Here is an 18121-nt window from a genome sequence, read left to right on the forward strand (position 1 = left end):
CTGAGGACCGGGCTCAGACGGCCGCCCACAGCTGGGCCTTGTTGGTCAGCCCCGGCGAGCACGGGAAGATCTTGACGAAGGTGTCCAGGGTGTCCAGGCAGCTTCCCGACGCCAGGGCCGAGCGGATCTGGTTGAACCCCGAGCCCTTGACGAACGGCACCCCGCCCAGCGTGAACCATCTGACGGCGGGGTCGGACTCGCCGCAGGCCCGTTCCACCACCTGCGCGCCGAACCCGGCCGATTCGGCCGCCACGCACATCCGGGTCAGCGGGTTGCGCAGCAGGAACGCGTCCCCGGCCAGCGGGAGGATCTCCCACTGCTGCTCGTTGACGCTGTGGCAGGTGAAGCGCTGCAGCCGGGCACCGGGGACGAAGATGTCGTCCTCGGTCCGGATGTCGAGGCATTTGCTCTGTTCGGCCTCCTTGACGTGGACGGGCGTCGCGGCGTGGGCGGTGGCGGGGATCAGGCCGAGGGCGAGCGCGGCGCCCAGCGCGTACCCGATCCGGCGCAGGTGTCTCATGGGGGTCTCCTTCTGGTCGTTGCGAGTGTCCATCTGTCTGGGCGTTCCATGGCGTTCCATCGGGGTGCGTGTTGGCCGCGGGGCCGCCGGTGCCGCACAGTGGCCGGGTGAGCGATGTGACGACGGATCAGGCCCTGTCCGGCGGCGTGGGCGGGGCGGCCGCGCTGGAGCCGCTGCTGCGTGACGTGCTGGCCGCCCTGGCCGAGGGCGCGCGACGGCGGGCCGGTCCGCTGCCCGCCGGCACGCCCGGTGAGCTGGCGGTCGAGGTGGCGCGGGCGTTCGCGTCGGAGGGCGGCGGCCTGACGGCGCTGACCGAGCTGCTGGCCTACGGGAGCGCCGATCCGGCCGATCCGTTCTGCGCGGCGCATCTGCACTGTCCGCCGCTGGCCGTGGCGGTGGCGGCCGATCTGGCGGTCTCGGCGCTCAACCCGTCGCTGGACTCCTGGGACCAGGCGCCGGCCGCGACCGCGCTGGAGACGTCGCTGCTGGCCGAGCTGGCCGATCTGGTGGGGTTCGGGTCGGCGGCGGCCGGCGTGCTGACCTCGGGCGGCACCGAGTCCAACCTGATGGGCCTGATGCTGGCCAGGGACGCGGTGGTGGGCCGGGCGGCGGGCGACAGGGTCGAGCTGGCGGGCCTGCCGGGGCGGGGGCCCGCCGGCTCGGCCCGGCCGCGAGTCTTCGCCTCCGAGGCGGTGCACTTCTCCGTCCGGCGGGCCGCGGCGCTGCTCGGGCTCGGGGAGGAGGCGGTGGTGGCCGTCCCGGCCGACCGGGAGCTGCGGATGGACGCCGGCGCGCTGGCGGGGGCGCTGGGGGCGAGCGTGCGGCGTGGGGAGCTGCCGGTGGCGGTGGTGGCCACGGCGGGCACGACGGACACCGGGGCGATCGACCCGTTGCGGGCGTGCGCGGCGCTGGCCGCCGAGCACGGCGCCTGGCTGCACGTCGATGCCGCCTACGGTGGTGGCGCGCTGCTGTCGGACCGGCTCGCGCCGCTCCTGGACGGTCTCGCGCTGGCCGACTCGGTGTCGCTGGACTGGCACAAGCTCGGCTGGCAGCCGGCCGCGGCGGGGGTCTTCCTGGTGCGCCGGGCCGAGACGTACGCGTCGCTGGCCCGGCGGGCGGCCTACCTCAACCCCGCCGACGACGAGGAGGCCGGTTACCCGAGCCTGCTGGGGTACTCGCTGCGCACCACGCGGCGGGCCGACGCGTTCAAGATCGTGGTGACGTTGCGCACGCTGGGCCGGGCGGGGCTGGGCCGCCTGGTGGAGGCCTGCCATGACCTGGCCTGGCACGGCGCGGCGGCGGTGCGCGCCCATCGGCGGCTGGAGCTGCACGCCGATCCGGTGCTGACCGCGTTCCTGTTCCGGTACGTGCCGGCCGATCCGGCGCGCTCGGACGAGGTGAACGCGGGGTTGCGGCGCAGGCTGCTGCGGGAGGGGCGGGCGGTGGTGGGGCGTACCGAGCTGCCGGGGTCGGGGCCGGGGCGGGTGCGGCTCAAGCTGACCCTGCTCAACCCGTACGCCACGCCGGCCGACCTCGACCGGCTGGTGGCGGCGGTGGCGGCGGCGGGCGAGGCCGAGGAGCTCGCCCCCTGACCGGCCCCACCTCGGCCCGCCATCCCGGAGCCTTCAGCATCGCGGCCCCACCCCGACGCCCCGTCTGTTCGGGGCGCCGGCGCGGCGGGGTCAGAGGAGGAGGGTGGAGGGGTCGCGTTCCGGGGGGCCCGCGGGCCACCAGTGGCCGTCGTGGCGGGTGAAGGGGTACCAGCGGCCGTCGCGGCCGTAGCGGACCTGGCGGGGGCCGAGGGTCCAGCGGTTGCGCCAGGTCTCCAGGCCGGGCGGGGGGTCGCCGTCCCAGCCGGACTCCAGCAGCGCCTGCGCTCTGGCCAGGTCCTGGCGGGGCGGCGTCCAGGGGGTTTCGAGGGCGTCGAGGCCGGGGGCGCCGCCGTAGCGCCAGGCCTGGACGGCGGGTTCCAGGCCGAGGTCGAGGTCGTGCTCGGCGGCCAGGCGGACGCGGTCCTGGTGTTCGGTCAGCGGTTCCAGGCGGCCGCGCAGCAGGATCTGGCGGGCGCGGCCGGCGGCGGAGGCGGCCAGCACGGCCAGGGCGGCCACGTCCACGCCGGGTGCGGGGTCCAGGGCCAGGGGGGTGAAGGCGGTCTCGTGCGGCGGGGGTTCGGGAAGCGGCGGCCGGCCGACCGCGAACGCCTGCGCCGCGGGCACGCCACCGGCCGCGGCAGTGGTCCCCGCGCCGGCGGCGGGGGGCTGGGCCGGGGGCAGGTGGCGGGTCTGCAGGGCCTCGATCAGGTCCCGCTCGCCGCGTCCGCGCAGCAGCAGCAGGACGAACGGGTCGCCGTCCAGCAGCCAGGACGCCTGGTAGCACAGGGCGGCGGCGTGCTTGCACGGGTGTCCCCAGTCGGGGCAGGAGCATTCGGGTTCCAGGTCGCCGACGGTGGGCAGCAGCGGCACGGCGGCGTCCTCGGCGGCCTCGACCAGGTCGTGCGGGACGTCGCGGTCGAGCAGGGCGGCGATGTGCCCGGCCTTGGCGGCGACCTGGTCCAGGAAGCGTTCCCAGGCGGCGTCGGTGAGCTGTTCGACGCGGACGACGGTGTCGTACTCGTGCTCGGTGACGGCGGCGAGCCTGCCGGGGCTGACGGTGATCGGGCCGACCTGGCCGGTCTTGGCGTAGGCACGGCCCTTGCGCAGCAGGGTCTGGTCGAGCGAGGTGTCCTCCAGGGCCTTGATCCACGCCTGGCCCCACCAGGTGGTGGCGAAGCGGGCGCCGGCGCGTTGCGGGGGGAAGGCGGCGAATCCGCGTACGGCGGTCATCTGAGCTCCACGAGTGCGGCGAGTTCGGCGTCGGTCAGCTCGGTGAAGGCGGCCTCGCCGGAGGCCAGGACGGCGTCGGCGAGCGAGCGCTTGGCGCTCAGCATGGCGGCGATGCGGTCCTCGATCGTGCCTTCGGCGATGAGGCGGTGCACCTGGACGGGCCGGGTCTGGCCGATGCGGTAGGCGCGGTCGGTGGCCTGGTCCTCCACGGCGGGGTTCCACCAGCGGTCGTAGTGGATGACGTGGTCGGCGCGGGTGAGGTTGAGGCCGGTGCCGGCGGCCTTGAGGGAGAGCAGGAAGACGGGGGCGTGGCCGTCCTGGAAGCGGGCGACCATCTCCTCGCGGCGGGCGACCGGGGTGCCGCCGTGCAGGAGCTGGGTGCCGACGCCGCGGCCGGTCAGGTGTTTGTCCAGGAGCCGGGCCATGGCGACGTACTGGGTGAAGACCAGCACGGCGCCGTCCTCGGCGACGATCGTGTCGACGAGCTCGTCGAGGAGTTCGAGCTTGCCGGAGCGGCCGGTCAGCCGGGGGGACGATTCGTGCAGGTAGTGGGCGGGGTGGTTGCAGATCTGCTTGAGCCCGGTCAGCAGTTTGACGATCAGGCCGCGTCGGGCCATGCCCTTGGCGTTCTCGATCTGGGTCATGCTCTCGCGGACGACGGCCTCGTACAGGGCGGCCTGTTCGGTGGTGAGGGGGACGGGCCGGTCGGTCTCGGTCTTGGGCGGCAGTTCGGGGGCGATGCCGGGGTCGCTCTTGCGGCGGCGCAGCAGGAACGGGCCGACGAGCCTGGCCAGCCGGGCGGCGGTGTCGGCGTCGCCGGACTCGACCGGTTTGGCCCAGCGGGCCCTGAAGCGGGTCAGGGGGCCGAGCAGGCCGGGGGTGGTCCAGTCGAGGACGGCCCACAGTTCGGACAGGTTGTTCTCCACGGGCGTGCCGGTGAGGGCGACGCGGGCGGCGGCGGGGATCTCGCGCAGCGCCTTGGCGGTGCCGGAGGCGGGGTTCTTGACGTGTTGGGCCTCGTCGGCGACCAGCAGGCCCCAGGGGTGGGCGCCGAGGGTGGCGGCGTCCAGGCGCATGGTGCCGTACGTGGTGAGCACGAACCCGTCGTCGGCCAGGGTGCGGGCGGCGCCGTGGTAGCGGCGGACCGGGACGCCGGGGGCGAACCTGGTGATCTCGCGTTCCCAGTTGCCCAGCAGCGAGGCCGGGCAGACGACGAGGGTGGGGCCGGTGCCGGCGCGGTGCAGGTGGAGCGCGATCAGGGTGATGGTCTTGCCCAGGCCCATGTCGTCGGCCAGGCAGCCGCCCAGGCCGAGCGAGGTCATCCTGGCCAGCCAGCGCAGCCCTTGGAGCTGGTAGTCGCGCAGGGTGGCGGCCAGGCCGGACGGCGGGTCGACGGGGTCGGGGGCGGTGAGCCGGTCGCGCAGGTCGGCGAGCCAGGCGGTGGGCTCGACGGGGATCTGTTCTGGTTCGCCTTCGGCGTCGATCTCGACCGTGCCGGTGAGCGCGGCGCCGAGCGCCTGGAGGCCGGTGAGGGGTTTGAGGTCGCGCAGGCGGGCCTTGCGGGCCAGGCCGGGTTCGATGAGCACCCATTGGTCGCGCAGCCGTACGACGGGCCGGTGGGACTCGGCCAGCAGGTCCATCTCGGCGGCGCTCAGCGGGGCGCCGCCGAGGGCGAGCCGCCAGTTGAAGCTGGTCAGGTGGTGGCCGCCCAGGAAGGAGGGCAGGTCGGAGGGCGCGCTGTCGCGTTCGCCGACGACGGCGTGGGCGCTCAGGCCGCGGACGAGGGAGCGCGGCCAGTGGACCTCGACGCCGGCGGCGGTGAGCCGGTCGGCCGCGCCGGTCAGCAGGTCCTCCACGTCGCCGTCGGTGAGGGCGAGCTCGTCGGGGACGGCGTGGTCGAGCAGCCGTTCCAGGCGGGGCCAGGCGCGGGCGGCGCGGCGCAGGGCGAGGGTGACCTCGATCCTGGCGCCGGGGCCGAACCCGGGGTCGTGTCCTTGCCACAGGTCGGCGGCGTCCACGACGAGCGAGGGGTCGGCCAGGCCGTGCACCTGGACGACGGCCCGGAAGTCGGCCTGGGCCAGGTCGTCGGTCTCCAGCCGGAGCGAGAGCCGGACGCCGGAGTCGAGCCCCGCCGAGACCTCCTGGGCCCAGGGCCGCAGGTGGGGCACCTTGACGGGTTTGACGGCGGCGAAGGCGGTGGTGCCGGTGGCGCGTACGGCTCCGGGCGAGCGGGGCATGGCGTCGGCCACGGCGTCGAGGAAGGCGCGCACGAGCGGCTCGGCGTCGGGCAGCAGCAGGTCGCCCACGGGGAGGGCGCGGGCGGCGGCGGGCATGGCCTCGGCCAGTTCGCGCACCCGGCGGGCGTCGGCGGCGTCGAGGGGGCCGGCGCGCCAGGAGTCGTAACCGTTGGGTGAGACGGCGGGCAGGATGCGGCCGCGGGTGACGAGCTGGAGGGCGACCAGCGCGACGGCGCCCCAGAAGCGGGTGGCCGGGTGCGCGGCGGCGTCGGCGCGCGCCCTGGCCAGCACGGCGACGGCGTCGGCGACGGGGATCTCGGTGACGGCGCGCTCGCGGGGGCGGGGCGAGCCGTCACCGTCCTGTTCGATCACCGTGGCTGTGCCGTCGCCTTCGTCGTCGAGGAAGACCAAATGACCGGACCTGGGGGGATCGCCGGGTCGGAAGATCGCTGGGTGTCGTGCCAGATCCGGAAGAGGACTCATAGACCGTACAGTGTACGGTACGTGGGGGTGTGGTTTACCACAGAGCACATCCGGCAGTCCGCCTCATTACCGGTCTACCCGATCATTCGTAGCCTGGGGGACATGACGGATTGGTTGATTGCGTTGATGGAGAACCTCGGCGCCTTCGGGGCCGGGCTGGCGATCATGCTGGAGAACCTGTTCCCGCCGCTGCCCAGCGAGGTCATCCTGCCCTTGTCCGGCTTCACCGCCGCCAGGGGCGAGCTGGCCCTGCTGGAGGTGCTGGTGTGGACGACGCTCGGCTCCGTCGCCGGGGCGCTGGCGCTGTACGGGGTGGGCGCGATGCTCGGCCGCGAGCGCACGCTGGCCATCGCCGCCAAGCTGCCGCTGGTCAAGGTGTCCGACATCGAGAAGACCGAGGCGTGGTTCCTGCGGCACGGCCGCAAGAGCGTCTTCTTCGGCCGGATGATCCCCGTCTTCCGCAGCCTGATCTCGGTGCCGGCGGGTGTGGAACGTATGCCGCTGGTGACGTTCACGCTGCTCACGACGGCCGGCAGCGCCATCTGGAACACCATCTTCGTGCTTGCGGGATACTTTCTCGGCGAGAACTGGTCGCTGGTGGAGGCCTACGTGGGCATCGGCACCAACGTGGTGATCGGCCTGGTGGCGCTGGCGATCGTGGTCTTCGTCACGGTACGGCTGACGGAACGGCGCAAAGGACGGCATGCGAACCGCCGCTGAAGGGCTGAAGGTGCTGGGCGCGGTGGTCCTGGGCGGGCTCACCGCGCCGGCCGGCGCGCTGTTCCTGCTGCTCACCCTGCCCGTGCTGGGCCGGCCGCGGGTGCGGGAGCGGGCGGCGCGGCTGGCCGCGTTCGAGGCGCGCCGCCTGCGCCTGGACACCGCCGCGCTCGACGCCCTGTCCGGGTGGGACACGCGGCCGGCGCGCTACCTGGCCGCCAGGATCCCGGCCGGGGTGCTGGGCGGGCTGGTGGTGACGCTGCTGGTCCTCGGCGCGCGCGCCGGGGTGCTGCTGCTGGGGGCCTGGGCCCGGGGCGAGCCCTACGACGGGATGACGCCGACGCCGCCGCTGGTGCTCTACTTCGTGGTCGGCGGGTGCGTGCTGCTGTTCATCGCCCTGTCGGGGCTGGCGGGGGTGCACGCGCTGGAGCGGCGGCTGGCCGGGCGCATGCTGGGGCCCGACCGTACCAAGGCGCTGGAGCGCAGGATCGCCGAGCTGGCCGAGAGCCGGGCCGGGATCGTGGCCGCGGTCGACTCCGAGCGCCGCCGGATCGAGCGTGACCTGCACGACGGGCTCCAGCAGCGCCTGGTGGCGTTGTCGATGCTCATCGGGCGGTCCCGGCGGGGGCGCCCGGAGCTGCTGGGGCAGGCGCACGAGCAGGCCCAGCAGGCGCTGGCCGAGCTGCGCGAGGTGGCCTGGCGGGTCTATCCGAGCGGGCTGGACTCCCTCGGGCTGGGCGAGGCGCTGGCCGGGGTGGCCGAGCGCGCGGGCGTGCCGGTCACGGTGGTGTGCGAGCTGCCGCTGCGGCCGCCGATGGCGGTGGAGACGGCGGCGTACTTCGTGGTGAGCGAGGCGGTGACCAACGCCGCCAAGCACGCGGCCGCCACGCTGGTGACGGTCGAGGTCAGGCAGGAGGACGACAGGGTGCTCGTACGGGTGGGCGACGACGGGACGGGCGGCGCGCGGCCCTCGGGGGGCGGCCTTTCCGGGCTGGCCAGGCGGGTGGCGGCGCTCGACGGCGCCTTCGAGGTGGTCAGCCCGCCCGGCGGCCCGACGACGGTGTCGGCGGTGCTGCCGTGCGGGTGATCCTGGCCGAGGACTCCACGCTGCTGCGCGAGGGCCTGGTACGCCTGCTGGGCGAGGAGGGCCACCAGGTGCCGGCCGCCGTGAGCGACGGCGAGGCCCTGGTGGCGGCGGTGGCCGAGCACGCCCCGGACGTCGTGGTGGTCGACGTGCGCATGCCGCCGACCCACACCGACGAGGGGCTGCGGGCGGCGCTGGAGATCCGTCGGCGCTGGCCGCACGTCAAGGTTCTGGTGCTGTCGCAGTACGTGGAGAAGCGGTACGCCACCGAGCTGATGAGCGCCGACGTCGAAGGCGTGGGCTACCTGCTGAAGGACCGGGTGGCGCAGGTCGGCGACTTCCTGGACGCGCTGGAGCGGGTAGCGGCCGGTGGCGCGGCCTTCGATCCGGAGGTGGTGCGGCAGCTGCTGGCCCGTACCACGCAGGTCGATCCGCTGGCCCGGCTGACCGCGCGGGAGCGGGAGGTGCTGGAGCGCATGGCCCAGGGCATGACCAACGCCTCGATCGCCGCGCAGTTGCACGTCTCGCAGAGCGCGGTGGAAAAGCACGTCAACTCGCTGTTCGACAAGCTGGGCCTGTCGCACGCCAGCGGGTACAGCCGCCGGGTGCTGGCCGTCCTGCACTTCCTGAAGTCCTGAAGGGGTCCGTTGTGCGCGTGCGTGTCTTCCGCCATGAGGATCTGCCGTCCCTGCGGTCGGTCATGGCGGGGTGGATCGGCGAGGCCGGGCGGTGCGGTTACGACCATGTCGGCGAGCTGCCGCACCGCGTCTATGACAATCTGCGCGACCGCCGTCCGGCCGCCGAGCTGGTACGGCTGTGGGAGGACGGCGACGGCCTGGCCGGGATCGCGATCCTGCTGCGGTTCGGCTGCGCCTTCGACGTCTTCGCCGCGCCGCGGCTGCGTGGCGGGCCGCGGGAGCTGGACATGCTGGAGGAGGCGGCCGGGGCGACCGCGCGGATGATGGACCCGGGTGAGCCGTACGTGCTGACCGACGTCTTCGACTGCGACACCGCGCGGATCGGCCTGCTGGGACGGGCCGGTTTCGAGCGGTTCCGGGTGTGGGACCACGTCAACGAGCGCGATCTGCGCGACCCGGTGCCCGAGCCGGGCGTGCCGGCCGGGTTCGTGGTGCGGCACGCCGTCGCCGAGGACGCCCATGGGCTGGCCGAGGCGCGCAACGCGGCGTTCGGCGACGACTGGACCGGGCCGCTCTACCGCGCGGCGGTGATGGAGCGGCCCGGCTACGACCCGGCCGACGAGATCGTGGTCCAGGCGCCGGACGGGCGGATCGCGGCCTTCGCGGTCGGCTGGATCGACGAGCGCAACGCGATCGGTCACTTCGAGCCGGTCGGCACCCATCCGGCGTTCCGGCGGCGGGGCCTGGCGCGGGCGGCGATGTTGCACGCGATGCGCTGCATGCGGGCGCTGGGCGTGGGGGTGGTGACGGTGAACCACGACGCGACCAACGTGGCCGCCCGCGAGCTCTACTGTTCGCTGGGTTTCGTCCGGCGGCACGAGACGTTCGGCTTCCGCCGCCCGGTGGGCTGAGCGGCCTACTTGCTCCGGATCTGGCCCAGGGGGTGGGGGGCGGCTCGCAGGGCGGCGCGGGCGTCGGGCCAGGCGGTGTCGCGGGGGTCGAGGGCGGTGCGCAGGTAGGCCGTGGTCAGCCGCTGCAGCAGGGCCAGGCGTTCGGGGCTCTCGTCGGTGGTCTCGGCGACTTGGTGTCCGGCGACGCCGCCGAGGGTGTGCTCGGCGCCGAACAGGGTCAGCAGGCTCTTGTCGCCGGGGCTGAGGTGGTAGCCGTCGGTGAACCAGTCCGGCCCTCGCGTCGACAGCGGGGAGTCGTCCTTGTCGCCGGCGACCAGCAGGGCGGGGGTGGTCATGCCGTCGAAGGCGGGGTTCATGAAGGGGAAGTGCTCGGCGGCGAACGGTGACAGGTCACGGCCGCCCAGGCCGGGGAGGGCGAGCAGCACGCCTGCCTTGACGCGGGGGTCGGACAGGTCCTGTCCTGGCGTGCCGTCGGCGTCCAGGACGCGGGCGCCGAGGAGCATGCCGGCGCTCTGGGCTCCCCAGGAGTGGCCGGCGACGGCCAGGCGGTCGTGGTCCAGGCGTCCGGCCAGGCCGGGGAGGGCGGCTTCCAGGACGTCCAGGTCGTCGATGACGCGCCTGAGGTCCTCGACCCTGACGCGCCAGATCGTGGGGGTGCGGGGGTCGTCGGCGGGCAGGGCGAGGGTGCGGGAGTCGAGGTGGGTGGGTTGCACGACGGCGAAGCCGTGGGCGGCCCAGAAGTCGGCCAGAGGGGCGTAGCCGTCCATGGACCAGCCGTGGCCGTGGGACAGGACGATGACGGGCAGGCGGTCGCCGGTGGCGGGGGCCGAGACGCGGACCTGGAGGTCCTCGCCCCGTCCGGGTGCGGGCAGGACGACCGGCCTGACCGAGACGACCGGGGTGCTGGGCGATGTGGGCATGGGTGTGCCTTCCGGGTGGGTGGTGGCAGGTGGGCAGGGCGGTGTGCAGGGCGGAGGGCAGGGCTTTGCCGCCGGCGCTCCGCTCTGACATCATGAGCAAGCGGGACCGTGTCCCGTTTTTGACGATACGGGACCGTGTCCCGTTTAGCAATCCGGAGGGAACGGCGTGGACCACTCGCGTCCGAAACGGGCTGATGCCCGGCGTAACGAGGAGAACCTGCTCCGCGCGGCCGCCGCGGTGTTCCTCACCTCGGGCGTGGAGGCGCCGATCCGTGACATCGCGGCCGAGGCCGGGGTCGGGACCGCCACGATCTACCGCCATTTCCCGACCCGGGCCGACCTGGTCATCGCCGTCTACCGTCACCAGGTCGAGTCCTGCGCCGAGGCCGGTCCGGCGCTGCTGGCCGCCGCCGCGAGCCCGTACGCGGCGCTGGGGCAGTGGATCGACCTGTTCGTCGACTTCCTGGTCACCAAGCACGGGCTGGCCGCGGTGCTGCAGCCGGACAACACCGGCTTCCAGACGTTGCACGCCTACTTCCTGGACCGGCTGGTGCCGGTGTGCGCGCGCCTGCTGGAGGCCGCGGCGGCCGCCGGTGAGATCCGCGCCGGCCTGGACGCCTTCGAGCTCATGCGCGGGGTGGGGAACCTGTGCATCGGGGCCGGCGCCGACCCCCGCTACGACGCCCGCCGCCTGGTCGGGTTCCTCGTGGCGGGGCTGGGCCGGTGAAAGGGTGACCGTAGGAGATCTGTAAAGCCGAACTTCGGGCACAACGCGACACGGCGTGGCCGGACGGCCCCGCCCCCGCATGGAGGGTCATCATGAGGACGATCAGCGCAAACCTGTTCATCTCGCTCGACGGTGTCATCCAGGACCCGGCCGACTGGCACTTCCCGTACTTCGACGATGAGATGGGCGCGGCGGTGACGTCGCAGATGGCCGACACGATGCTGCTGGGCCGCAACCTACGACAGCTTCGCCGGGGCGTGGCCGCAGCGCGAGGAGGCGGGCGGCGAGGACGCCGATTTCGCCAGGACGATCGGCGACGCGCGCAAGATCGTGGTATCCCGTCAGCCGCTGGAGTTCACCTGGCGCAACTCCGAGCTGCTGCAGGGCGACCTGGTCAAGGCCGTGACCGCGCTGAAGTCCGAGCCGGGCGGCCGGATCGCGATGAGCGGCTCGGTCTCGGTGGTCCGCCGGCTCCTGGCCGCCGGGCTGCTGGACGAGCTGCACCTGCTCGTGCACCCGATCGCGGTACGCAAGGGCGAGCGGCTGTTCGACGAGGGGGACACCCCGATCCCGCTGGAGCTGGTCAGCTCCCAGACGTTCACCACGGGCGTGTTGTACCTGGTCTACCGTCCCGCCGAGGCCGTGGGCGAGGGCTCCTACGACGACGCCAAGGCCCATCTGCCCCAGGACGTCCGGTAACGCTCGGTAACGCGCGTCGCACAGGTCCGGTCCCGCCTCGCGCGGGGCCGGGCCTGTGGCGCGTCTCGGGCGGGATCGGGCCGGGCCGCTCCAGCCCGGGCCGGGTCTGTGGTGTGTGCCGGGTCAGCGTGCCAGCAGGTCGTCCACTTCGGCGGCGAAGAGCAGGGCGGGGTCGAAGCCCATGCCGGTGAAGTGGCCGGCCAGTTCCAGGGACAGCACGCCGTGGACCCGGGTCCAGAAGCTGAGCGCCTGGTGCAGGACGGCGGGCGGGGCGGGGTGGCCGGCGGCCCAGTCGCCATGGTCGGCCAGGTGGCGTTCAAGCAGGCTGGCGGGCTGCTCGGGCTGCTCGGGCGGGGTGGCCGAGCCGGCGTCGAGCAGGAGCGTCATGATCTGGGATGAGATGGCGGTGATGTCGTCGGGGGCGTGGTAGCCGGGGACGGGGGTGCCGTAGATGAGCAGGTACCGCTGGGGGTCACGCAGAGCCCAGCCGCGTACGGCGTGAGCAAGCACGGCCAGGCCACCGCCTTCCTCGCCGCTTGTCCCACCGCCTCCCGTGCCGCCTTCCACCCCGCCTTTTCCGCTGCTCTTCTCGCCGCCCCGCATGCTGCTCTTCTCGCTGCCTTGCACCCCGCCTCGCGCACCCCCTTCCTCGCTGCTTGTCCCGCCGTTTTTCCCGGCGGCCTCTTCGGCGGCTGTTCGGAGGGTGTCGGCGAGGCTGCGGTAGGCGTCGCGGATGAGTTCGGTGATCAGCTCGTCGCGGTTGGCGTAGTAGCGGTAGAGCGCGGGGCCGCTCATGCCCATCTGTTTGGCGATCGCGTTGAGGGACAGCGCGGAGGCTCCGGTGGTGGCGATCTGCCGCCAGGCGTGTTCCTTGATCTCGGCGCGGACCTGGGCGCGGTAGCGCTCGCGCGGGGTCGCCGTGCCGGTGTCGGCCATGGTCATACCGCCTTCCGCTACACCTCAGAAATTTAGTTAGAGGCTATCACGAACGTTGTTGACACTCCGCTCGCCGCACGGTTATAACTTCTAACGAACGCACGAGCTTCTAACCGCTCGTAGCCGTCCAGATGAAGGGGAACGTCATGACCAGCACGTACCAGCCGCCCGCCCGTACCGGTCGCGGCACGCCGGTGGCGGTGAGCGTCGCCGCCTGGGCGGTCCCCGCCCTGGTAGTCGGCCAGTTCGCGCTGCTGGCGGCCGTTCCGGTCGCGGTCGTGCTGGTCGGCGCCCTGCGTCACGCCCGGGACCGGGCGGTGCGACGGGCGGCCGTGCTGGTCGCCCTCACCTACGCGGCGCCGCTGGCCGTGTGGCTGGTCCGGTCCGACGCGGCGCCGAGCCTGTCGAAGGACCTGCACCCCGCCTTCGCCGTGCTGATCGTCGCCGCCTGCGCCGCCCTGGTCGCGGCCGTCCTGCGGGCCGGCCGCCGCTGAGGCGTCCCCCTTCGATCTCGATCCTTCAACGAGAGGAACACCACCATGTTCAGCAACGTCCGCATCGCCTCGTTCCTGATCCCGCTGGCCGTCGCCGGCGTCCTGGCGGGCAACGTCCCGGCCGCCCAGGCCACCACTCACGGGTCCCGGTGCCGCGGGGAGGGCGTGGACGCCTCGGCCCGCATCCGCTACCACGCCGACATCGTGATCAAGGCTCCGCTGAGCAGGATCTTCCGGCTGCAGACCCGGGTGGAGGGGTGGCCCGACTGGCAGAAGCCCGTCCTGTCCAGCAAGCGCCTCGACCACGGCCCGCTGCGCGCCGGGTCGTCGTGGCGCTGGACCACCCCGGCTCCGGCCACCGCCACGACCCCGGCCACCACCATGCACATCACCTCCACCTTGCGCCGCCTCAAGAGCGAGGACTGCCTGCTGTGGAGCGGCCCGGCGGTCGGCGAGGGCGTGCGTATCGACCAGGGCGTGCACCTGTGGACGTTCACCCGGGTCAAGGGCGGTGTGCGCGTGCACACCGAGGAGACCTGGACCGGCGCCCAGGTCGAGGCCGACGTGGCCACCTCCACCAAGCTCCTCGGCGCGGGGCTGGAGGCGTGGCTGCGCGACCTGAAGACCGCCGCCGAGTCCCGCTGACCGCCCGCGCCCTGTGACGCACGCCCTGTGACGCACGCCCTGTGACGCACGCCCTGTGACGCACGCCCTGTGACGCACGCCCTGTGACGCACGCCCTGTGACGCACGCCACCGTCGCCGGATGTCACAGGGCGGCGGCGGCCGGCGTCCTGTGCGTGTGGCAGGGTCGAGAACCGACAGGCAGGAGCAGATTGTGAGCCAGAGCGCCGAACCGGCGGACCCGTCCGACAGCGCGACCCAGACGTTCGTCGCCCATCGCAACCTGCTGTTCACCGTCGCCTACGAGATGCTGGGCTCGGCCGCCGACGCCGAGGACATCCTGCAGGAGACCTGGTTGCGGTGGGCGTCGATCGAGCTGGAGGGCGTGCGTGACCGGCGCGCGTTCCTGGTCCGCATGGTCACCCGGAAGGCCCTGACCCGGCTGCGCACCCTGCGCCGGCGTAAGGAGTCCTACGTCGGCCCGTGGCTGCCCGAGCCGCTGCTGACCTCGCCGGACGTGGCCGAGGACGTCGAGCTGGCCGAGAGCGTCTCGATGGCCATGCTGCTGGTGCTGGAGACCCTCCATCCCACCGAGCGCGCGGTGTTCGTGCTGCGGGAGGTGTTCGGTCTGGACTACGACGAGATCGCCGAGGCCGTCGCCAAGACCCCGGCGGCGGTGCGGCAGATCGCCCACCGCGCCCGGGGTCATGTGGCCGCGCGCCGTCCCCGCGCGAGCGTCTCGGCCGAGCAGGCCCGCCAGGCGCTGACGGCCTTCCAGGGCGCGATCGAGACCGGCGACCTGCGGGGCCTGCTCGACCTGCTGGCGCCGGACGTCGTCCTGCTCACCGACGGCGGCGGCGTGGTGCGGGCCGCGCTCGCGCCGGTCGAGGGCGCGCTCACGGTGGCCGGGGTGCTGTCCAGGATCGCCGGCGCGGCCCGTCTGCGCCCGGCCCAGGTCAACGGGCATCCGGCGTTGATCGTCGAGATCGACGGCGAGGTCGACTCCGTCCTGGCCATCCGCCTGGACGACGGTCTCATCAGCGGCCTGTACGCCGTGCGCAACCCCGGCAAGTTGTCGCGGGTCGAACACGAAACCGTCGTGACCCGCTGACACGACGCGCCGACATCGACATCCGGGTGCGGCAGGTGCCCGGTCGCCGATCATGTCCCGTCACAGGACGCGGTCCAGGAAGGCGAGGATCGTGCGGGCCAGGGTGACGCGGTGGTCCGACAGGGCGTGGTCGGTGGGGAAGAGGTGGTGTTCGAGGCGTTCGACGGGTTGTGCCTGGTAGGCGGCGACGAGGGGATCGTGGTGCAACTCGTTCGGGGTGACGGCGTCGTGGCCGGTGCCGATGAGGAGCACGGGGCGTCCGGCCAGCCGTGGTGCGAGCCGGGCCAGTTGCCAGGCGTCGCCGGCCGCCTCCATCTCGCCGACCAGCGCCTGCCCGCTGGTGCCGCGCAGGGGAGCCAGCTCGCCGTCGAACGCCTTGACGTACCGGGCGCGAACCTCGGCGTCGTCCCGGCACAGCGCGGCGGCCGCGCCGAGGTCGAACGCGGCGGCGGAGGCGACGGCGGCCACGGACGGATGGGCCGCCGCCGTCATCAACGCCGCGAACCCGCCCATGCTGTGACCGGCCAGCGCCAGACGCCGCAGGTCGAGCCGATGAGCCTCGGCGAGGCCGGGCAGCCCGGCGACGACGGCGGCCGCGTCCTCCAGCACGTGCCCCCAGGACCACGAACCGCCGACACCCCACGATCCCCGGTAGTGGAACACCAGGCCGGCGTACCCGGCGCGACGCAGTGCCTGGGCGAGGTCGAAGTTGCGTTCGTTGCCGGGGAATCCGTGCAGCAGCACGACGGTGGGGTGCGGGCCGCGTCCGGCGGGCACGTGCAGCACGCCGAGCAGGCGCTCGCCTCCGCTGTCGAACGTCACCTCCGGCGTGGTGGCCGGGAATTCGGGGTCACGCGGCGGGTCAGCGGCAAGCGGATCAAACATGGGTGAACTCCCGGAGATCGAACCGATCGGTACGAGCCGAGACGTTAGCATCGGATCGAACCGACCGGTACTATCTGTGCCATGCCCGTGGCCAAAGGCTCCACGATCGACCCCGCCCGCACCCGCGCCGCCATCCTGGGCGCCGCCACCGAGCTGCTGTACGAGCACGGCCTCGACGGCATCGGCGTCGCCGGACTGTGCTCCGGCATCGGCATCTCCAAGGAGACCCTCTACCGCCACTTCGGCACCAAGGACGGCCTGGTCGAAGCCGTGCTCCGGGAGCGCAGCGACCGGGTCGCACGCCGGCTGGCCTCCTGCGCCCAAGCCGCGGGCGACGATCCGCGCGCCCAGCTGGCCGCGGTGTTCGACGCTCTGCGGCAGTGGTACGACGACCCGGTCTTCCGCGGCTGCGCCCTGCTGAACGCCGCCGCCCAGCACCACACCGATCCCGTACGGGCCATCACCGCCCGCCACCTGGACCGTTACCTTGAACTGCTGACCGGCATCGCCGAACGCGCCGGGGCCGCCGATCCGCGACTTCTGGGACGGCAGCTGCTGATGCTGGTCGAGGGCGCTACCGTCGTGGCAGCCCACCACGACAGCACCGACGCCGCCGACCAGGCCCGCCAAGCCGCCTTGACCTTGCTCTCCGCCGCCACACCCCACACCTAGCAACCCCAGTCCCCGGCCCGCACGCCTCTCCCTGCCCCGCCCCCGCCCTGTCGCGCTCTGCTCCGCCCTGCCCTGCCCCGCCTAGCTGCGCTTCGCCTGGCTGCGACCGGCCGCGCCCAGGGCCGCCCCGCGCAGTCCCGAACTCAGCCGACCGTCCTTAGTGCGCGATGGGGGCCGTTCCGTAACAACCGGCGGCGGGGGCCCTCCGCCCGCGTTCGAAAGCCCTTCTGCGCGCCCGACAATCCGCACCCACGCGGGGGCTCTCGCGTGCTCACCATCCCGCCCGTCTTCCTCTCGCCGCACCACCCCGCCCGTCTTCACCACCCCACCCGAACGCCACCCCGCCTTCGCCTCTCGCCGCCCGCCCAGGGGCCCGCCCGCGCGGAGGCTTTCGGGTGTCGCCGTCCGGCCCGAGGCCGCGCCGCCGTCGCCTTTCGCGGTCCCGCCCCCAAGCCCGTGCCGTCGCCGCGTTTCACGGCCCGCTCCCGTGGCCGCTGCGCCGTTGGGCAGCGCGTATCCCATACCGCCGGCCACCTCCACACCCCCGAATCTCGGACAAGCGAAGTCGTCTTGACAACTTCATTTGTCGGTGGGAAGGTTGAGCCACCTTAAGAACTCAAGGAGAGCGACAATCATGAGAAAGATCACCGCGGGCCTGTTCATCTCCCTCGACGGCGTCGTCGAGGCCCCCGACACCTGGCACTTCCCGTACTTCAACGACGAGATGGGCCAGTCGGTCGGCGAGCAGATGCAGGCCGCCGACGCCATGCTGCTGGGCCGGAACACCTACGAGGAGTTCGCCGCCTACTGGCCGAACCAGGACCCCGAGAAGGAGCCGATGGCCGAGGCGATGAACTCGCAGACCAAGTACGTCGTCTCCACCACACTGACCTCGCCGTCCTGGCAGAACACCGAGGTCGTCAGCCTGGCCGACCTGGCGGCGCTGCGGGAGCGCCCCGGTGGGAACATCTCCGTCGTGGGCAGCGGCACCCTGGTCGTCTCGCTGCTGCGCGAGGGCCTGCTCGACGAGCTCAACCTGCTGCTCCACCCGATCGTCGTCGGCTCGGGCAAGCGGCTGTTCGACGACGCGCGCGAGCAGATCCCGCTCCGCCTGACCACCTCCACCACCTTCAGCACCGGCGTGCTGAACCTGATCTACACGAAGGCATGACATGACCGCCAAGACCGTCGCCGACAAGCTGCTCATCAAGCCGCGAAGCAGCGTGTGGGTCTCCGACCCCGCCCACCGGCCGCTCCTGGGGCCGCTGCCGGAGGGCGCCCAGGAGGCCGAAGCCGTCAAGGACGCGGACGTCGCGTTGATCTTCGCCTCCGACGCCGCCGCGGCCCACCGCATCCTGGACGAGCACCGCGACGAGCTCACCACCCCGCCCGTGGTCTGGGTGGCCTACCCCAAGGGCAACAAGTCCGACATCAACCGCGACACGCTGTGGCCCATCGTCGGCGAGTACGGGCTGCGTCCCAACGGCCAGGTGGCGGTGGACGAGGTGTGGTCGGCGCTGCGCTTCCGCGCCCTGAAGGAGGGCGAGCCCCCGTTCACCGGCGGCCGCGGCTGACCCCGCAACCCCGTCGGACGCCCCCGCCAAACCCAGCCCCCCAGGCGAAACCCGCACCCCGGGAAGCC

The 18121-nt window shown here is 73.3% G+C and carries 19 protein-coding genes; 13 read left to right on the forward strand and 6 right to left on the reverse strand.

All coding sequences use genetic code 11. The features are described from left to right. Nucleotides 1-13: 13 nt before the first annotated feature. Entirely contained in the window at nt 14-520 is a 507-nt protein-coding gene (locus ACIA8R_RS43270) for a ricin-type beta-trefoil lectin domain protein (RefSeq protein ID WP_357699706.1), read from the reverse strand. 107 nt (nt 521-627) lie between these two features. Between ACIA8R_RS43270 and ACIA8R_RS43275 the strand changes: the two genes are divergently transcribed. Next, complete coding sequence (locus ACIA8R_RS43275; RefSeq protein WP_397043429.1) at nt 628-2112, forward strand: pyridoxal phosphate-dependent decarboxylase family protein; 1485 nt, start codon at nt 628-630, stop codon at nt 2110-2112. Nucleotides 2113-2202: 90 nt separating this feature from the next. On the opposite strand, the gene ACIA8R_RS43280 is transcribed toward ACIA8R_RS43275, so the two are convergent. Together ACIA8R_RS43280 and ACIA8R_RS43285 are read right to left on the reverse strand one after the other, a co-directional pair. Continuing rightward, nucleotides 2203-3342, reverse strand: a complete 1140-nt coding sequence (locus ACIA8R_RS43280; protein WP_397043431.1) for an SWIM zinc finger family protein — start codon at nt 3340-3342, stop codon at nt 2203-2205. Further along, nucleotides 3339-5990 (reverse strand): DEAD/DEAH box helicase, encoded by a 2652-nt coding sequence (locus ACIA8R_RS43285; RefSeq protein ID WP_397043433.1) that lies wholly within the window; start codon nt 5988-5990, stop codon nt 3339-3341. The genes ACIA8R_RS43280 and ACIA8R_RS43285 overlap by 4 nt, the downstream gene beginning before the upstream one ends. 174 nt (nt 5991-6164) lie before the next feature. Here ACIA8R_RS43285 and ACIA8R_RS43290 point away from each other — a divergent pair, with 174 nt between their 5' ends. The 4 genes from ACIA8R_RS43290 to ACIA8R_RS43305 are packed head-to-tail and all read left to right on the forward strand — an operon-like array spanning nt 6165 to nt 9412. Continuing rightward, nucleotides 6165-6782 carry a DedA family protein gene (locus ACIA8R_RS43290; protein ID WP_357699714.1) on the forward strand — a complete coding sequence of 206 codons (618 nt, stop codon included), beginning with the start codon at nt 6165-6167 and terminating at the stop codon, nt 6780-6782. Then, nucleotides 6766-7866, forward strand: coding sequence for a sensor histidine kinase (locus tag ACIA8R_RS43295; protein WP_397043435.1), 1101 nt, complete (start codon nt 6766-6768; stop codon nt 7864-7866). Before ACIA8R_RS43290 ends, ACIA8R_RS43295 begins: the two co-directional genes overlap by 17 nt. Continuing rightward, nucleotides 7857-8501, forward strand: coding sequence for a response regulator transcription factor (locus tag ACIA8R_RS43300; RefSeq protein WP_357699718.1), 645 nt, complete (start codon nt 7857-7859; stop codon nt 8499-8501). Before ACIA8R_RS43295 ends, ACIA8R_RS43300 begins: the two co-directional genes overlap by 10 nt. Nucleotides 8502-8512: 11 nt before the next feature. Continuing rightward, nucleotides 8513-9412, forward strand: a complete 900-nt coding sequence (locus ACIA8R_RS43305; protein ID WP_397043437.1) for a GNAT family N-acetyltransferase — start codon at nt 8513-8515, stop codon at nt 9410-9412. Nucleotides 9413-9417: 5 nt separating this feature from the next. Here the strand turns inward: ACIA8R_RS43305 and ACIA8R_RS43310 are convergent, their stop codons facing one another. Next, nucleotides 9418-10332 carry an alpha/beta hydrolase family protein gene (locus ACIA8R_RS43310; protein ID WP_397043439.1) on the reverse strand — a complete coding sequence of 305 codons (915 nt, stop codon included), beginning with the start codon at nt 10330-10332 and terminating at the stop codon, nt 9418-9420. Between the two features lie 166 nt (nt 10333-10498). Between ACIA8R_RS43310 and ACIA8R_RS43315 the strand changes: the two genes are divergently transcribed. Continuing rightward, entirely contained in the window at nt 10499-11059 is a 561-nt protein-coding gene (locus tag ACIA8R_RS43315) for a helix-turn-helix domain-containing protein (RefSeq protein ID WP_364088636.1), read from the forward strand. A gap of 330 nt (nt 11060-11389) precedes the next feature. Then, a complete protein-coding gene (locus ACIA8R_RS43320) occupies nt 11390-11758 on the forward strand; it encodes a dihydrofolate reductase family protein (protein WP_397043441.1) in 369 nt (122 codons plus the stop codon). Nucleotides 11759-11881: 123 nt separating this feature from the next. Here ACIA8R_RS43320 and ACIA8R_RS43325 read toward each other — a convergent pair whose 3' ends face one another. Beyond that, complete coding sequence (locus ACIA8R_RS43325) at nt 11882-12700, reverse strand: TetR/AcrR family transcriptional regulator (RefSeq protein WP_397043443.1); 819 nt, start codon at nt 12698-12700, stop codon at nt 11882-11884. 140 nt (nt 12701-12840) lie between these two features. Between ACIA8R_RS43325 and ACIA8R_RS43330 the strand changes: the two genes are divergently transcribed. From ACIA8R_RS43330 to ACIA8R_RS43340, 3 genes are all read left to right on the forward strand, one after another. After that, on the forward strand, nt 12841-13188 hold the full coding sequence (locus ACIA8R_RS43330) for a hypothetical protein (RefSeq protein WP_397043445.1): 348 nt from the start codon (nt 12841-12843) through the stop codon (nt 13186-13188). 45 nt (nt 13189-13233) lie between these two features. Next, a complete protein-coding gene (locus ACIA8R_RS43335; RefSeq protein WP_397043447.1) occupies nt 13234-13833 on the forward strand; it encodes an SRPBCC family protein in 600 nt (199 codons plus the stop codon). Nucleotides 13834-14025: 192 nt separating this feature from the next. After that, on the forward strand, nt 14026-14922 hold the full coding sequence (locus ACIA8R_RS43340; RefSeq protein WP_397043449.1) for an RNA polymerase sigma-70 factor: 897 nt from the start codon (nt 14026-14028) through the stop codon (nt 14920-14922). Nucleotides 14923-14982: 60 nt separating this feature from the next. Here the strand turns inward: ACIA8R_RS43340 and ACIA8R_RS43345 are convergent, their stop codons facing one another. Continuing rightward, entirely contained in the window at nt 14983-15807 is an 825-nt protein-coding gene (locus ACIA8R_RS43345; protein ID WP_397043450.1) for an alpha/beta hydrolase family protein, read from the reverse strand. Nucleotides 15808-15888: 81 nt separating this feature from the next. Here ACIA8R_RS43345 and ACIA8R_RS43350 point away from each other — a divergent pair, with 81 nt between their 5' ends. The 3 genes from ACIA8R_RS43350 (at nt 15889) to ACIA8R_RS43360 (ending at nt 18053) form a co-directional block, all read left to right on the forward strand. Next, on the forward strand, nt 15889-16479 hold the full coding sequence (locus tag ACIA8R_RS43350; RefSeq protein ID WP_364088621.1) for a TetR/AcrR family transcriptional regulator: 591 nt from the start codon (nt 15889-15891) through the stop codon (nt 16477-16479). Between the two features lie 634 nt (nt 16480-17113). Further along, nucleotides 17114-17650 carry a dihydrofolate reductase family protein gene (locus ACIA8R_RS43355; protein WP_357699739.1) on the forward strand — a complete coding sequence of 179 codons (537 nt, stop codon included), beginning with the start codon at nt 17114-17116 and terminating at the stop codon, nt 17648-17650. 1 nt (nt 17651) lies between these two features. Beyond that, entirely contained in the window at nt 17652-18053 is a 402-nt protein-coding gene (locus ACIA8R_RS43360; RefSeq protein ID WP_364088619.1) for a hypothetical protein, read from the forward strand. The last annotated feature ends 68 nt before the right edge of the window (nt 18054-18121 follow it).

Source organism: Nonomuraea sp. NPDC051191 (genome assembly GCF_044455665.1).
Lineage (GTDB): Bacteria > Actinomycetota > Actinomycetes > Streptosporangiales > Streptosporangiaceae > Nonomuraea.

Excerpts from the sequence above, each read along its gene's own strand:
- ACIA8R_RS43270 (WP_357699706.1), bottom strand. The coding sequence starts at position 520 with ATGAGACACCTGCGCCGGATCGGGTACGCGCTGGGCGCCGCGCTCGCC.
- ACIA8R_RS43280 (WP_397043431.1), bottom strand. The coding sequence starts at position 3,342 with ATGACCGCCGTACGCGGATTCGCCGCCTTCCCCCCGCAACGCGCCGGC.
- ACIA8R_RS43290 (WP_357699714.1), top strand. The coding sequence starts at position 6,165 with ATGACGGATTGGTTGATTGCGTTGATGGAGAACCTCGGCGCCTTCGGG.
- ACIA8R_RS43295 (WP_397043435.1), top strand. The coding sequence starts at position 6,766 with ATGCGAACCGCCGCTGAAGGGCTGAAGGTGCTGGGCGCGGTGGTCCTG.
- ACIA8R_RS43310 (WP_397043439.1), bottom strand. The coding sequence starts at position 10,332 with ATGCCCACATCGCCCAGCACCCCGGTCGTCTCGGTCAGGCCGGTCGTC.
- ACIA8R_RS43325 (WP_397043443.1), bottom strand. The coding sequence starts at position 12,700 with ATGACCATGGCCGACACCGGCACGGCGACCCCGCGCGAGCGCTACCGC.
- ACIA8R_RS43330 (WP_397043445.1), top strand. The coding sequence starts at position 12,841 with ATGACCAGCACGTACCAGCCGCCCGCCCGTACCGGTCGCGGCACGCCG.
- ACIA8R_RS43335 (WP_397043447.1), top strand. The coding sequence starts at position 13,234 with ATGTTCAGCAACGTCCGCATCGCCTCGTTCCTGATCCCGCTGGCCGTC.
- ACIA8R_RS43345 (WP_397043450.1), bottom strand. The coding sequence starts at position 15,807 with ATGTTTGATCCGCTTGCCGCTGACCCGCCGCGTGACCCCGAATTCCCG.
- ACIA8R_RS43350 (WP_364088621.1), top strand. The coding sequence starts at position 15,889 with ATGCCCGTGGCCAAAGGCTCCACGATCGACCCCGCCCGCACCCGCGCC.
- ACIA8R_RS43355 (WP_357699739.1), top strand. The coding sequence starts at position 17,114 with ATGAGAAAGATCACCGCGGGCCTGTTCATCTCCCTCGACGGCGTCGTC.
- ACIA8R_RS43360 (WP_364088619.1), top strand. The coding sequence starts at position 17,652 with ATGACCGCCAAGACCGTCGCCGACAAGCTGCTCATCAAGCCGCGAAGC.